This window comes from Stenotrophomonas sp. 63632_Sma (assembly GCF_056482875.1).
In genome coordinates this window covers 2,114,396-2,130,011 of record NZ_CM151220.1, presented here as the reverse complement: position 1 = coordinate 2,130,011, position 15,616 = coordinate 2,114,396, and the positions used below count along the sequence as shown (strand labels likewise).

The 15,616-nt window shown below is 65.8% G+C and carries 9 protein-coding genes; 6 read left to right on the top strand and 3 right to left on the bottom strand.

Features of this window, described 5'->3' with window-relative positions; all coding sequences use genetic code 11:
* Positions 1-100: 100 nt before the first annotated feature.
* The gene (acnA, locus tag ACZK45_RS09850) at positions 101-2,854 is read left to right on the top strand and encodes an aconitate hydratase AcnA (RefSeq protein WP_125895862.1); all 2,754 of its coding nucleotides are present in this window, start codon (positions 101-103) and stop codon (positions 2,852-2,854) included.
* A 188-nt stretch (positions 2,855-3,042) separates the two neighbouring features.
* Here the strand turns inward: acnA and ACZK45_RS09845 are convergent, their stop codons facing one another.
* Positions 3,043-4,593 carry a BCCT family transporter gene (locus ACZK45_RS09845; RefSeq protein ID WP_180837606.1) on the bottom strand — a complete coding sequence of 517 codons (1,551 nt, stop codon included), beginning with the start codon at positions 4,591-4,593 and terminating at the stop codon, positions 3,043-3,045.
* Positions 4,594-4,763: 170 nt separating this feature from the next.
* On the opposite strand from ACZK45_RS09845, the gene betI reads away from it, so the two are divergent.
* The 5 genes from betI to rpfF all read left to right on the top strand — a co-directional run bounded on the left by betI (position 4,764) and on the right by rpfF (position 11,617).
* Entirely contained in the window at positions 4,764-5,354 is a 591-nt protein-coding gene (betI, locus tag ACZK45_RS09840; protein ID WP_005416394.1) for a transcriptional regulator BetI, read from the top strand.
* A 38-nt stretch (positions 5,355-5,392) separates the two neighbouring features.
* Positions 5,393-6,865 (top strand): betaine-aldehyde dehydrogenase, encoded by a 1,473-nt coding sequence (betB, locus tag ACZK45_RS09835; protein ID WP_478445782.1) that lies wholly within the window; start codon positions 5,393-5,395, stop codon positions 6,863-6,865.
* A 101-nt stretch (positions 6,866-6,966) separates the two neighbouring features.
* Positions 6,967-8,649, top strand: coding sequence for a choline dehydrogenase (betA, locus tag ACZK45_RS09830; RefSeq protein ID WP_253144534.1), 1,683 nt, complete (start codon positions 6,967-6,969; stop codon positions 8,647-8,649).
* Positions 8,650-8,871: 222 nt separating this feature from the next.
* The gene (locus ACZK45_RS09825; protein WP_032129834.1) at positions 8,872-10,548 is read left to right on the top strand and encodes a long-chain fatty acid--CoA ligase; all 1,677 of its coding nucleotides are present in this window, start codon (positions 8,872-8,874) and stop codon (positions 10,546-10,548) included.
* A 199-nt stretch (positions 10,549-10,747) separates the two neighbouring features.
* Complete coding sequence (gene rpfF, locus ACZK45_RS09820) at positions 10,748-11,617, top strand: diffusible signal factor synthase RpfF (RefSeq protein WP_012480080.1); 870 nt, start codon at positions 10,748-10,750, stop codon at positions 11,615-11,617.
* Positions 11,618-11,629: 12 nt separating this feature from the next.
* On the opposite strand, the gene ACZK45_RS09815 is transcribed toward rpfF, so the two are convergent.
* On the bottom strand, positions 11,630-14,353 hold the full coding sequence (locus ACZK45_RS09815) for a response regulator (protein ID WP_478445781.1): 2,724 nt from the start codon (positions 14,351-14,353) through the stop codon (positions 11,630-11,632).
* 1 nt (position 14,354) lies between these two features.
* Positions 14,355-15,494: a cyclic di-GMP phosphodiesterase response regulator RpfG gene (gene rpfG, locus ACZK45_RS09810; RefSeq protein ID WP_006364528.1), complete on the bottom strand. Its 1,140-nt coding sequence runs from the start codon at positions 15,492-15,494 to the stop codon at positions 14,355-14,357.
* Between the last annotated feature and the right edge of the window lie 122 nt (positions 15,495-15,616).

Here is a 15,616-nt window from a genome sequence, read left to right as displayed (position 1 = left end):
CATACTGGGACCACCGGGGCCGTCAGGCCCGCGGCGACCGCAAGCAGGTCCGCCCATGCGCGGGCCACTGCAAGCCATCCGCAAGAAGGAGTTACCCCGCATGAGCGATTCGTTCTCCACCCGCAGCCAGCTGAACGTCGGCGGCAAGACCTACGACTACTTCAGCCTGCCCACGCTGGGCCAGCGCTTCGATATCTCCCACCTGCCCTACTCGATGAAGATCCTGCTGGAGAACCTGCTCCGGCACGAGGACGGCGGCATCACCGTCGGCAAGGACCACATCGAAGCCGTGGCCCGCTGGAACCCGGCGGCCGAGCCGGACACCGAAATCGCCTTCATGCCGGCGCGCGTGGTCCTGCAGGACTTCACCGGCGTGCCCTGCGTGGTCGACCTCGCCGCGATGCGCGACGCGGTGGTCAAGCTCGGCGGCTCGCCTGAGCAGATCAACCCGCAGATTCCCTCCGAACTGGTCATCGACCACTCGGTGCAGGTCGACGTGTTCGGCAAGCCGGACGCGCTGGACCTCAACGGCAAGATCGAGTTCCAGCGCAACCAGGAACGCTACGGCTTCCTGCGCTGGGGCCAGAAGGCCTTCGACAACTTCAAGGTAGTGCCGCCGAACACCGGCATCGTCCACCAGGTGAACCTGGAGAACCTGGCCCGCGTGGTGATGACGGCGGACAAGGACGGCAAGGCGGTCGCCTACCCCGATACCGTGTTCGGTACCGACAGCCACACCACGATGATCAACGGCATCGGCGTGCTGGGCTGGGGCGTGGGCGGCATCGAAGCGGAGGCGGCCATGCTCGGCCAGCCGTCGTCGATGCTGATCCCGCAGGTGGTCGGCTTCAAGCTGACCGGCAAGCTGCCCGAGGGCGCCACCGCCACCGACCTGGTGCTGACCGTCACCCAGATGCTGCGCAAGCTGGGCGTGGTCGGCAAGTTCGTCGAGTTCTACGGTGACGGCCTGCAGCACCTGCCGCTGGCCGACCGCGCCACCATTGGCAACATGGCGCCGGAATACGGCGCCACCTGCGGCATCTTCCCGATCGACGCCGAGTCGCTGAACTACCTGCGCCTGTCCGGCCGCAGCGAAGAGCAGATCGATCTGGTTGAAGCCTATGCCAAGGCGCAGGGCCTGTGGCACGAACCGGGCAGCCCGCACGCGCAGTACAGCACCACGCTGGAACTGGACATGGGCACGGTGAAGCCGTCGCTGGCCGGCCCGAAGCGTCCGCAGGACCGTGTGCTGCTGGAAGACGTGCAGAAGAACTACCGCGAAGCCCTGGTTGGCCTGACCACCAACCGTGACAAGCGCAGCGACGATGTCTCCTCGTTCGTCAACGAAGGCGGCGGTGCCGCGGTCGGCAACGAGCAGCTGGCCAAGGGCTACGCCGACATCGAAACCGAAGGCCGCAAGGTCCGCCTGAAGGACGGCGCGGTGGTCATCGCGGCCATCACCTCGTGCACCAACACCTCCAACCCGGCGGTGATGATCGGCGCGGGCCTGTTGGCCCGCAACGCGGCCGCCAAGGGCCTGAACCGCCAGCCGTGGGTGAAGACCTCGCTCGGCCCAGGTTCGCGCGTGGTCACCGATTACCTGGAAAAGGCCGGCGTACTGAAGGAGCTGGAGAAGATCGGCTTCTACGTGGTCGGCTACGGCTGCACCACCTGCATCGGCAACTCCGGCCCGCTGCCGACCGAAGTCAGCGCCGGCATCGCCACCGGCGATCTGGTGGTCACCTCGGTGCTGTCCGGCAACCGCAACTTCGAGGGCCGCGTGCACCCCGAAGTGAAGATGAACTACCTGGCCAGCCCGCCGCTGGTGGTGGCCTATGCCATCGCCGGCACCACCGACATCGACCTGACCACCCAGCCGCTGGGTACCGGCAGCGATGGCCAGCCGGTGTTCCTGCGCGACATCTGGCCGAGCAACAAGGAAATCGGCGACGTCATCGCCGCCACCATCGGCCCGGAGATGTTCAAGCAGAACTACGCCGATGTGTTCAAGGGCGATACCCGCTGGAACACCATCGCTTCGCCGGACGGCAACCTGTACGAGTGGAGCGATGCCTCCACCTACATCAAGAACCCGCCGTACTTCGATGGCATGACCATGCAGACCGGCAGCATCGACGATGTGCACGGTGCACGCGTGATGGGCCTGTTCGGTGATTCGATCACCACCGACCACATCTCCCCGGCCGGCAACATCAAGAAGGACTCGCCTGCAGGCCGCTTCCTGCAGGAGCGCGGCGTGCAGCCGGCCGACTTCAACAGCTACGGCAGCCGCCGCGGCAACGATGACGTGATGGTCCGCGGCACCTTCGCCAACATCCGCATCAAGAACCTGATGTTCGGTGGCGAGGAAGGCGGCAACACCCTGTACTACCCGGCCGGCGGCGGCCAGCCGGAAAAGCTGGCGATCTACGATGCAGCCATGAAGTACAAAGCCGACAAGGTGCCGCTGGTAGTGCTGGCCGGCAAGGAATACGGCACCGGTTCGTCGCGTGACTGGGCGGCCAAGGGCACCCTGCTGCTGGGGGTGAAGGCGGTCGTGGCCGAGAGCTTTGAGCGCATCCACCGCTCCAACCTGGTCGGCATGGGCGTGCTGCCGCTGCAGTTCCGCAACGGCGAGAACGCACAGAGCCTGGGCCTGGACGGTTCGGAAGTGATCGACATCACCGGCCTGCAGGACGGTGCCAGCAAGCGCGCCACGGTCACCGCGACCAAGGCTGACGGCACCAAGAAGACCTTCGAAGTCTCGGTGATGCTGCTGACCCCGAAGGAAGTCGAGTACTTCCGCCATGGCGGCCTGCTGCAGTACGTGCTGCGCCAGCTGGCCAGCAAGTAACGCGTCACCTGTAGAGCCGAGCCTGCGCTCGGCTACATTGCCACAGCATCAGCCGAGCATGGCTCGGCTCTACAACAAGAAGAAGGGCCGGATCCTCGCGGATCCGGCCCTTCCTGTTTCTCCGCAGCCAGGCATGGCCTGGCTCTACTGCGTCACCGACGGCATCGGGATAGATGCCAGGTGCCCGATCACCGGCGCGGTGCGTCCGGGTCGGTGCGCAGTGCCTTCAGCAGGCCCCACATGTAGAACGCCAGGGTGAACGAGAACGGCAGGCCGCACAGCACCACCGCGGTCTGCATCGCACTGAAGTTGCCGGCCAGCAGCAGGCCGACGCTGGCCACGGTGATGCCGGCTGCCCAGAACACGCGCAGCCAGATCGGCGCGTCATGGCCGTCCTCCACGCCATCGTCGACGCGACGCGTGCACAGGTTGGCGATCATCAGCGTGCCCGAATCGACCGGAGTCAGGAACAGCACGAAGCCGATCACCACTGCGGCGCCGGCCACGTACGGCGCGGCGGGCAGGTACTCCAGCAGCTTGAACAGCGTCATCGCCGCATCATGCTGGGCCACGTCACCCAGGATCGCCTGGCCGTGGTTGAGCACCAGGTCGATGGCGGTGTTGCCGAAGATCGACAGCCAGGCCAGGGTGAAGCCGAGCGGGATCAGCAGCACGCCCATGATCACTTCGCGGATGGTGCGACCACGCGAGATGCGCGCCACGAAAAGACCGACGAACGGCGCCCAGGCGATCCACCACGCCCAGTAGAACAGCGTCCACGAGCCCATCCACTCACGGCCCTTCGGGTCGTTGAGGTACATGTCGAAGCTCTTGCGCACGAATGCGCCGAGATAATCGCCGGTGTTCTGGATCAGGCCATCGAACAGGTGCAGGGTCGGGCCGGTGATCAGCACGAACAGCAGCAGGCCACACAGCAGGCGCACATTGAGGTTGGAGAGCCAGGCAATGCCCTTTTCCACACCGGCGACCACGCCGATGGTGGCCACCACCATCATCACCAGCACAATTGCCACCAGCACCTGCGGCGTATCCGGAATGTGGAACAGGTAGACCAGGCCGGACTGCACCACCAGCGCGCCGATGCCGAGGTTGGTCACCATCGAGATCAGCGTGGCAAGGATGCCGAAGCCATCGACCATGTCGCCGATGCGGCCATGGATGCGCTCACCGAAGATCGGGTACAGCGCCGAGCGCAGCGCCAGCGGCAGGTCGCGGCGGTAGGCGAAGTAGCCCAGCGCCACGCCGACCAGCGCGTACAGCGCCCAGCCGTGCAGGCCCCAGTGCAGGAAGGTCAGCACCATCGCCTCGCGGCCGGCGGCCACGGTTCCGCCGGGCTGCCCGGGCGGATTGAGGAAATGGTCCAGCGGCTCGTAGGCGCCGTAGTACAACAGCGCGATGCCGATGCCGGCCGAGAACAGCATCGACACCCAGGCCACGTAGCCGAACGCCGGTGATTCCTCGTTGTGGCCCAGGCGGATGCGGCCGTACGGTGAGAACGCCAGCCACAGCACGAAGCCCAGGCACAGCACGATCAGCAGCATGTACCACCAGCCGAACGCCGCCGAGACTTCGGCCTGCGCCCACTGCAGCCAGTGCTCGCTGCTTTCGGGATAGAGAACGGTAAGCAGCCCGAGGATGCCGATCGACACCGAGGAGCTGAAGAAGACAAAACGGTTCAAGCGCAGGGGCGAACGCTTGGGATGAGCCAGGGAAGACATGGGGTCGTCTCATCAAGTCCGAGGGGGCACATGGGCGGGGCCGGACCGGTAAACCGGGCCCATGGCGTGGGGCGCGAGCGCATCCTAGGGTTTATTGATTGAACGTTCAATCAATAAAAAGCATAATGGCGGGCAGCCCGATCCTTCGGGTCGCAATCCGTGGAGAGACAATGCCGAAGAAAGGCGTGGAACCGGTACGGCGCGAGCAGCTGATCCGGGCCACTTTCCAGACCATCGACGAGATCGGCATGGCCGATGCGACCGTCGCCACCATCGCGAAGAAAGCAGGGCTGTCCAGCGGCATCGTCGCCCACTACTTCGGCGACAAGGACGGCCTGCTCAATGCTGCAATGCGGCAGATCCTGCGTGAACTTAAGGACGCGGTCGCCCGCTACCGTGCCGACGCTGGTGACGACCCGCGCGAGCAGCTGCGCGCCATCGTCGATGGCAACTTCGACGACAGCCAGATCAACGGCACCGCGATGCGCGTCTGGCTGACCTTCTGGGCCGCGAGCATGCACCAGCCGGAACTGGCCCGGCTGCAGCGCGCCAACGACCAGCGCCTGTTCTCCAACCTGTGCCACCAGTTCAACCGCCTGCTGCCCCACCCGCAGGCCCGCCTGGCCGCCCGTGGCCTGGCCGCGATGATCGACGGCCTCTGGCTGCGCGGCAGCCTGGTCGGCGGCCAGTTCAACGCCGAGAAGTCCCGGCGCATTGCATACGGCTACATCGACTTCCAGTTGCAGGCTGTCGCGCTATAAGCGCTTCAGCACCCGCCCCCTTCCAAGGAGTACGCCCCATGACCACCCTGCCCGTCCAACAGCTCTACATCCACGGCCAGCGCGTCGATGCCACCAGCGGCAAGACCTTCAGGACCGTGAACCCGGCCACCGGCGAGGTGATCGCTGAAGTGCAGGTCGCCAGCCAGGCCGACGTCGAACGCGCCGTGCAGAGCGCGGCCGAAGGCCAGAAGGTGTGGGCGGCGATGACTGCCATGGAGCGTTCGCGCATCCTGCGCCGCGCCGTCGAGATCCTGCGCGAGCGCAACGACGAACTGGCCCACCTGGAAACCCTGGACACCGGCAAGGCGCTGGCCGAAACCACCACCGTGGACATCGTCACCGGCGCCGACGTGGTCGAGTACTACGCCGGCCTGGCCACCGCCATCGAAGGCATCCAGCTGCCGCTGCGCGAATCGAGCTTCTTCTACACCCGCCGCGAGCCGCTGGGCGTGGTCGCCGGCATCGGCGCCTGGAACTACCCGATCCAGATCGCCATGTGGAAGTCGGCCCCGGCCCTGGCCGCCGGCAACGCGATGGTGTTCAAGCCGTCCGAAGTGACCCCGCTGACAGCGATCCGGCTGGCCGAGATCTACACCGAAGCCGGTGTGCCGGCCGGCGTGTTCAACGTCGTGCAGGGCCCGGGCCGCGAGATCGGCCAGTGGCTGACCGAGCACCCGGTGATCGAGAAGATCTCCTTCACCGGCGGCGTCGCCACCGGCAAGAAGGTGATGGCCAGCGCCGCCTCCTCGTCGCTGAAGGAAGTGACCATGGAGCTGGGCGGCAAGTCGCCGCTGGTGATCTGCGATGACGCCGATCTGGACCGCGCAGCCGACATCGCGGTGATGGCCAACTTCTTCAGCTCTGGCCAGGTCTGCACCAACGGCACCCGCGTGTTCGTGCCGCGCAGCATGCTGGCCGCGTTCGAAGCCGCCGTGGTCGAGCGCGTCAAGCGCATCCGCATCGGCGACCCGATGGCCGCCGAGACCAACTTCGGCCCGCTGACCAGCTTCCCGCACATGGAAAACGTGCTGCGCTACATCGAAAGCGGCAAGGCCGAAGGCGCTCGCCTGCTGACCGGCGGCGGCCGTGCCACCGAAGGCGCGCTGGCCAATGGCGCCTACGTGCTGCCGACCGTGTTCTCCGACTGCCGCGATGACATGACCATCGTCAAGGAAGAGATCTTCGGGCCGGTGATGAGCATCCTCGCCTACGACGACGAAGACGAAGTGGTGCGTCGAGCCAACGACACCACCTTCGGCCTCGCCGCCGGTGTGGTCAGCAAGGACGTCAGCCGCGCCCATCGCATCATCCACCGCCTGGAAGCCGGCATCTGCTGGATCAACACCTGGGGCGAATCGCCGGCCGAAATGCCGGTCGGCGGTTACAAGGAATCCGGCGTCGGCCGTGAGAACGGCCTCTCCACCCTCGGCCACTACACCCGCATCAAGTCGGTGCAGGTGGAACTGGGCGACTACGCCAGCGTGTTCTGATCGGCGCGCCCCGAGCGCGCACCTTCGTCCGGCCACTGCGCCGATCCGACATTCCGCCGGGACGCCTGCATGCAGCGCGCCCCGGCCTGCAGGAGACACCCATGAGCACCCATAACGAGTACGACTACATCATCATCGGCGCCGGTTCGGCCGGCAACGTGCTGGCCACCCGCCTCACCGAAGATGCCGATGTCAGCGTGCTGCTGCTGGAAGCCGGTGGCCCGGACTACCGGCTCGACTTCCGTACCCAGATGCCGGCGGCACTGGCCTTCCCGCTGCAGGGCAAGCGCTACAACTGGGCGTACAAGACCGATCCCGAGCCCTTCATGAACAACCGCCGCATGGACTGCGGCCGTGGCAAGGGGCTGGGTGGCTCGTCGCTGATCAACGGCATGTGCTACATCCGCGGCAACGCGATGGACTACGACAACTGGGCCAGCATGCCCGGCCTGGAAGACTGGACCTACCTGGACTGCCTGCCGTACTTCCGCAAGGCCGAAACCCGTGACATCGGCCCCAACGACTACCACGGTGGCGAAGGCCCGCTGCGCGTGACCACGCCGAAGGCCGGCAACAACGAGCTGTTCGCCGCGATGGTTGAAGCCGGCGTGCAGGCCGGCTACCCGCGCACCGACGACCTCAACGGCTACCAGCAGGAAGGCTTCGGCCCGATGGACCGCACGGTGACCCCGAAGGGCCGTCGTTCCAGCACCGCCCGCGGCTATCTGGACCTGGCCAAGCCGCGCCCGAACCTGACCATCGTCACCCACGCGCTGACCGACCGCATCCTGTTCTCGGGCAAGCGTGCGGTGGGCGTGCAGTGGCTGCACAACGACCAGCCGCAGCGTGCCACCGCCCGCCGCGAAGTGCTGCTGTGTGGCGGCGCCATCGCCTCGCCGCAGATCCTGCAGCGCTCGGGCGTCGGCCCGGCCGATCTGCTGCGCAGCCTGGACATCGACCTGGTGCACCACCTGCCGGGCGTCGGCGCCAACCTGCAGGATCACCTGGAGATGTACCTGCAGTACGAGTGCAAGAAGCCGGTCTCGCTGGCGCCGGCACTGAAGCTGTACAACCAGCCGGCCATCGGTGCCGAGTGGCTGTTCCTGGGCACCGGCATCGGCGCCAGCAACCAGTTCGAGGCCGGTGGCTTCATCCGCAGCGACGCCGAATTCGACTGGCCGAACCTGCAGTATCACTTCCTGCCGGTGGCGATCAATTACAACGGCTCCAACCCGATCAAGGCACACAGCTTCCAGATGCACGTCGGTTCGATGCGCTCGCCCAGCCGCGGCCGCATCCACGTGCGTTCGAAGGATCCGCGCGAACATCCGAGCATCCTGTTCAACTACATGTCGCACGACCAGGACTGGCGCGAGTTCCGCGCGGCGATCCGGATCACCCGCGAGATCTTCGCGCAGCCGGCACTGGCTCCGTACAGCGGCCGCGAGATCTCGCCGGGCAGCGCACTGCAGACCGATGCACAGATCGATGCGTTCGTCCGCGAGCATGCCGAGACCGCCTACCACCCGTCGTGCTCGAACAAGATGGGCCATGCCGATGACCCGATGGCGGTGGTCGACGGCCAGGGCCGCGTGCACGGGCTGGAAGGCCTGCGCATCGTCGATGCCTCGATCATGCCGCAGGTGGTTACCGGCAACCTCAACGCACCAACCATCATGATCGCCGAGAAGCTGGCCGACGTGATCCGCGGCCGCACCCCGCTGGCCCGCAGCACCGCGCCGTACTACAAGGCCAACGGCGCACCGGTACGCAAGCAGGGCTGACGCAAGCGCCCCGCTTGTGGCCACGGTAGTGCCGGCCGCTGGCCGGCATCCACCGGAATCCCGATCGAGCGCAGATGCCGGCCAGCGGCCGGCATTACCAAGCAAAGAGGCCCTTCGGGGCCTCTTCGCGTTTTCCCTACGGCGGGGTATGCTGCAATGAACGGCCATTGTCGATACGCTCAGGGCCGTAACCTAAAACATCACGATTCCTGGAGGGGGAATATGAGTCTGGATCGTCCCTGGCTGCAGAGCTATCCGAAAGGCGTTCCCGCCGAAATCGACGTCAACGAATTCCATTCGGTCGCCTCGGTCTTCGACGCTTCCGTCGCGAAATTCCGCGACCGTCCCGCCTACTCCAGCTTCGGCAAGGTCCTCACCTATGGTGAGACGGACGCGCTGGTCACCCAGTTCGCCGCCTACCTGCTGGGTGAGCTCAAGCTCAAGAAGGGTGACCGCGTCGCCCTGATGATGCCCAACTGCCTGCAGTACCCGGTGGCCACCTTCGGCGTGCTGCGCGCCGGCCTGACCGTGGTCAACGTCAACCCGCTGTACACCGCGCGCGAACTCAAGCACCAGCTGGTTGATGCCGGCGTCAGTGCCCTGGTGGTGGTCGACAACTTCGGCGACACCGTCGAACAGGTCATCGCCGATACACCGGTCAAGCACGTGGTCACCACCGGCCTGGGCGACCTGCTCGGCGCCAAGGGCGCGATCGTCAACTTCGTGCTGAAGTACATCAAGAAGATGGTGCCCAACTACCACATCAAGGGCGCCGTCCGCTTCAAGCAGGCGCTCAAGCTGGGCAGCCGCCACGCGCTTCCGCCGGTCGAGATCGACCACGACGACATTGCCTTCCTGCAGTACACCGGCGGGACCACCGGCGTGGCCAAGGGCGCGATGCTGACCAACCGCAACCTGATCGCCAACATGCAGCAGGCGTCGGCGTGGCTGTCCACCTCGGGCATCGAGCCGGGCAAGGAAGTGATCATCACTGCCCTGCCGCTGTACCACATCTTCGCGTTGACCGCGAACGGCCTGGTCTTCATGAAGTTCGGTGGCTGCAACCACCTGATCACCAACCCACGCGACATGAAGGGCTTCGTCAAGGAGCTCAAGGGCACCCGCTTCACCGCCATCACCGGCGTCAACACGCTGTTCAACGGCCTGCTCAACACCCCGGGCTTCGACGAGATCGACTTCTCTTCGGTCAAATTCACCCTGGGCGGCGGCATGGCGGTGCAACGTGCCGTGGCCGAACGCTGGAAGAAGGTCACCGGCGTGACCCTGGTCGAAGCCTATGGCCTGACCGAGACCTCGCCCGCGGCCTGCATCAATCCGCTCACCCTGCCCGAGTACAACGGTGCCATCGGCCTGCCGATCCCGTCCACCGATGCCTGCATCAAGGACGACAACGGCAACATCCTGGCGCTGGGCGAAGTGGGCGAGCTGTGCATCAAGGGCCCGCAGGTGATGAAGGGCTACTGGCAGCGTCCGGAAGAAACCGCCACCGCCATCGATGCGGACGGCTGGCTGCACACCGGCGACATGGCGAAGATGGACGAACAGGGCTTCTTCTACATCGTCGACCGCAAGAAGGACATGATCCTGGTGTCCGGCTTCAACGTGTACCCGAATGAGGTCGAAGACGTCATCGCGATGATGCCGGGCGTGCTGGAAGTCGCCGCCGTCGGTGTCCCGGACGAAAAGTCCGGCGAAGTGGTCAAGGTCGTGATCGTGAAGAAGGACCCGAACCTGACCGCGGAAATGGTCAAGGAACATGCGCGGGCAAACCTGACCGGTTACAAGCACCCCAGAATCGTAGAATTCCGAAAGGAGCTGCCGAAGACCAACGTCGGCAAGATCCTCCGTCGCGAGCTGCGTGATACGCCCGCCCAGTAAGGGTTTCCGGGCAACGGGAGAGTACAGGGACCCCGCCGGAGACGGCGGGGTCTTTTTATTGCCGGAACATGGCCGGTACAGCGCTTGCGGGCGGTTCACGACGGGTGCATAGAATCAGTCGCCGCCGCACGTTCAGCCCGCCCCCTCACTCCTCTCCGTCCGCTCTGCGGTTGGCCGGACGGTCACACGGAGAACTCCCATGTCCGCAGTACGCCCCATCATCACCCGTCCCTCGCAGCACCCTACCCTGCGTATCACCGAAGAACCCGAGCGGGATGTCTACTGGATCCACATGCACGCCAACCTGGTCAACCAGCCGGGCCGGCCGTGCTTCGCCTCGCGTCTGGTCGATGACATCGTCGACTACCAGCGCGAACTGGGCGATCGCCTCAGCGCCTCGCACGCTCTGTCACCCCATGTCGTTCTTGCCTCGGACAGCGACGTGTTCAACCTGGGTGGCGATCTCGAACTGTTCTGCCGCCTGATCCGCGAGGGCGACCGCGCCCGCCTGCTCGACTATGCCCAACGCTGCGTGCGCGGCGTGCATGCCTTCCATGCCGGCCTGGGCACCCGTGCCCACAGCATCGCCCTGGTCCAGGGCAATGCACTGGGTGGCGGCTTCGAGGCCGCACTGAGCTGCCACACCATCGTCGCCGAGGAAGGCGTGTTGATGGGCCTGCCCGAGGTGCTGTTCGACCTGTTCCCGGGCATGGGCGCCTACTCCTTCCTGTGCCAGCGGATCAGCCCGCGCCTGGCCGAGAAGATCATGCTGGAAGGCAACCTCTACACCGCCAGCCAGCTGAAGGAGATGGGCCTGGTCGACATCGTGGTGCCGGTGGGCGAAGGCGTTGCCGCGGTCGAACAGGTGATCAAGGAAAGCCGGCGCATTCCGCACGCGTGGGCGGCGATGCGTGAGGTCAACGAGATCGCCACCATGGTGCCGCTGCATGAAATGATGCGGATCACCGAGATCTGGGTGGACACCGCCATGCAGCTCGGCGAGAAGTCCCTGCGCACCATGGATCGGCTGGTACGGGCGCAGGCCCGGCGCAATGGCGACCCGGCCTGACCGTCTGGCGGGTCAGGACGGGCTGCGCTCGCTGTCGTCGCGGTGCGATGCTCCCGCACTACGGGCAGCCAACGCATTCCTACCGTTGCGCAGGGCGGTCGCCAGGCTGCCGAGGCGGGCGTTCCATTCCCCCTTCAGCTGCCAGTCCGCCATGCGCATGATTTCGCCACTGGAGGCGGCAACCTGGACAAGCCCCAGGTTGCTCGCCACACCGCGCAGCGCGTGTGCGTGCTCGCGGAAATCCTCCCAGGCCTGGCGCTCGCCGCAGCCCTGCAGCTGGCCCATGCTCGCGTCGACGTCCGCCAGGCACTGGTCGATGAACTTGCGTTCGAAGCCATCGCCCATACCCAGCGACGCCAGCTCGTCCAGCACCGCGGTATCGAGCACGCCATCGCCAACCGGCAATGCCGGCACCGACTGGATGCCGGACTCGGCGCGGGTGTTGGCGGCGACATCGGCCAGCACTTCCAGCAGACGGGTGGCCACCACGGGCTTGGCAAGGAAGGCGCGGGCACCGGCCTGCTCGCAACGCAGGATGGACTCGGGGGTGACGTCCGCGCTCAGCACCATAACCGGAACGTAAGGCATGCCACTGGCCTGCATCACCCGCAACTGCTTGAGCAGGTCCAGTCCGCTCATGCCGGGCATGTGCAGATCGACGATCGCTGCGTCGTAACTGGCCTGCTCCAACGCATCGAGCACTTCGGCGCCGCCATTGACGCAGGTGACCTTGTGGCCGGCCTTCTCCAGCAACCGCTGCAGCACCATGCGGTTGGCTTCGTGGTCGTCGGCCACCAGCACCCGCAGGCTGCGCACGCGCGCACGATGGCGCAGGAAGGGATTGGAGAACGCGATGACATTGCCGGCTTCAGCCACCTCGGACGGAACCGCCGGGGCTGATGAAGTGTCTGCGACGTCCAGCGTGATCTCGACCCAGAACACGCTGCCACGCGGGCTGTTCGGCGCATAACCGACCTGCCCGCCCATCGACTCGACCAGGCCCTTGGCAATGGCGGTGCCCAGACCGGTGCCTTCATGCCGGCGGGCCAGGCCGACATCGCCCTGCTCGAAGGCATTGAACAGCCGGCCGCGCAGCGCCACCGGCACGCCGATGCCGCTGTCGACGATCTCGAATCGCAGGCGCATCCGCTCGCTGCCCAGCACATCGGGGCTGGACACGCGCAGATGCACGTAGCCGCTGTCGGTGAACTTGACCGCGTTACCCATCAGATTGAGCAGGATCTGCTGCAGATGACCGGCATCACCCAGCAGGCGCGGCGGCACGTTGTCATCCACCTGCACGCGATAGTCCAGCGATTTGGAGCGGGTCTGCGGGGTCAGGATCAGGTTGATCGCCTGCAGCACGTCGGCCAGCGCGAACTCGTGCCACTCCACGCGCACCTTGCCGGCTTCGATCGCGGAGATGTCCAGCACCTCTTCCACCAGCGCCAACAGACTGCGGGTCGAGGCCTGGATGGTGTTCAGGCACTCGCGCTGTTCGTCGTCCAGGCGGGTGGTGGCCAGCACTTCGGTCATGCCGGCCAGCCCGTTCAACGGCGTGCGGAACTCATGGCTCATGTTGGCCAGGAAACGGCTCTTGGCTTCGTTGGCCTGGCGCGCCTCTGCCACCGCCCGGGTCAAGGCATGCAGCAGCGAATCGAAGTACAGCGGAATCGCGCCCAGGCCCAGCAGCAGGCCCCAGCCCAGATAGTCGTGGCCGCGCCAGTACGGCGACAGCATCACCGTGCACAGGAAGGCCAGGCAGCCCATGGCCGTGGCCACGCGCAGGTAGGTGCTGCCGTAGCGCATGCCGTTGCCGATCGTGACCCACAGCATCACCGCATACAGCGGTGCCGCCGGCTCACCCTGGATGGTCATGATCCAGGCCATGCAGGTGTAGTCGGTCAGCATGCCGATCACCCGGCGCACATGCGACACACCCGGATTGACCAGGATCGCGGTCAGCAGGCCGGCGGAAATGGTCAGCTCGAAGGCGAGGATCAGCCACGTCGCAGTCAATGCCTCACCGCCGCCGCTCAGCGAGCGCCAGCCGAGATAGCTGATGAACAGCGCAGTGATGATGATGCGGATCAGGTTCTGCGCGTGCTCGCTGTCCTCGCGCCCGGACAGGCGTTGCTTGAAGCGTGCCAGCAGCGAGCGCTTGTCGGAGCCAGCGGCGGGAGTCGTATCCATGGTCGGATGTCGCATCCTTCGGCGCAGCAGGGAGGAGCAGCACAACGGTACTGCCAGCAACCCCAACCACAGGGAAATGGCCAGCCCCAGGTTGGCCTGCCAGTAAGGGGTCAACAGCACGGTGGTGCCGAAACTGACCATCGCCAGCACGATGGCAGCGGCCAGGTAACGCGGCCCGAAGCGCAGGCCGTTGCCCACCGTGACCCACATCACCACCGCATACACCCACGCCAGCGGCTCACCCATCTGGATCATGCCGACCGCGATCAGGCCGTAGTCGGCCAGCATCCCGGCCACCCGCCGCGGATCGGAGCGCTCCGGCTTCCACAGCAACCAGCCAATCAGCAGCAGTGACAGGGCCAGCCCGGTCAGCACCGTTGCCAGCACGCCCTGGTATTGATCCAGCCGATACAGACGGGCACCGGACAACAGCACATAGACCAGGATCAGCGAGATCAGCACCACCCGCACGATCGCCTGGCCATGCTCCGAATCCGGACGCTGCGCCAACCGGCGCTTCACGCGTGCGAACAGGTCCTGCATGTCACCCACCCGGTCGCGTCGATGCCGTCGAGTGCTGGGCGCAGATATCCATCAACTGCTGGTGGCCGCGCATCAGCGCATCCACGCAGCGTGGATCGAACAGGCGGCCACGCTGGGCATACAGATAGGCCAGTGTGGCTTCCATGGTCCATGCTTCCTTGTACGGACGGGGTGAGATGAGTGCGTCGAAGACGTCGGCCACGGCGACGATGCGCGCTTCCAGCGGAATCGCCTCACCGACCAGCCCATCCGGGTAGCCGCTGCCGTCGTAACGTTCGTGGTGGCGCAGTGCGATCAATGCGCCGACCTGGATGAAGCGGTTCTGGCTGCCACTGAGCAGCTCATGGCCGATGCGCGGGTGCCGCCGCATGATCGCCAGTTCTTCGTCGTTGAGCTTGCCCTGCTTGAGCAGCACTGCATCGGGAATGGCGATCTTGCCCATGTCATGCAGCGGCGCGGCCATCTCGATCAGGCGCACGTCGTCTTCGGGCAGGCCGAGCTGCTCGGCGATCAGCCCTGCCACGCGCGCCATGCGTTCGAGGTAGGCACTGGTGCCGGCATCACGGAACTCGATCGCCCGTGCCAACCGCGACAGGGTCTCGCGTTCGCGCTCCTCGACCTCGTGCATGCTGGCCAGCAAGCGCTGCTCCAGGGACAAGGCGCGTTGCTTCACGTTCTCGGTCTGCTGGCGCAGCTGCAACAGGTTGTAGCAGCGCGCGCGCAGTTCGCGCGGACGGATGGGCTTGACCAGGAAGTCGATGACCCCCGCTTCCAGCGCCGCCTGACGGATCGGCTCGTCGCCGACCACGGTGATCAGGATCACCGGAATGTCGCGATGCTTGGGCAGGCGACGGAAACGGCGGGCGAACTCCAGCCCGTCCATTTCCGGCATGCGGTAATCGAGCAGCAGCAGGTCGACCGGATGCGCCTCACACCAGGCCAATGCGGTCAGCGGATCACCGAAGTCATACACGCTCAGTTCCGGCGCGATATCTTCGATGACGTGACGCAGCATCGTCCGGGCGGACGTCTGGTCGTCAACAATGACGATGTTCAACGCGTACTCTGCCTGGTTTCTCGACCATGCTGGATCATCAGCAGGCGAGGATACCCTGCCGCTGCGAACGCTCGCACCCTGCATCGGCCTGACTCCCGTGTCATGCGTCCCGGTTCATGATCGTCATCACATTGTGAAGCGGACTCTCCACAATGCGCACTCCCCCTGGCGCCGATCAAGCCACAACAGACGTCAAGGTAGTGCAT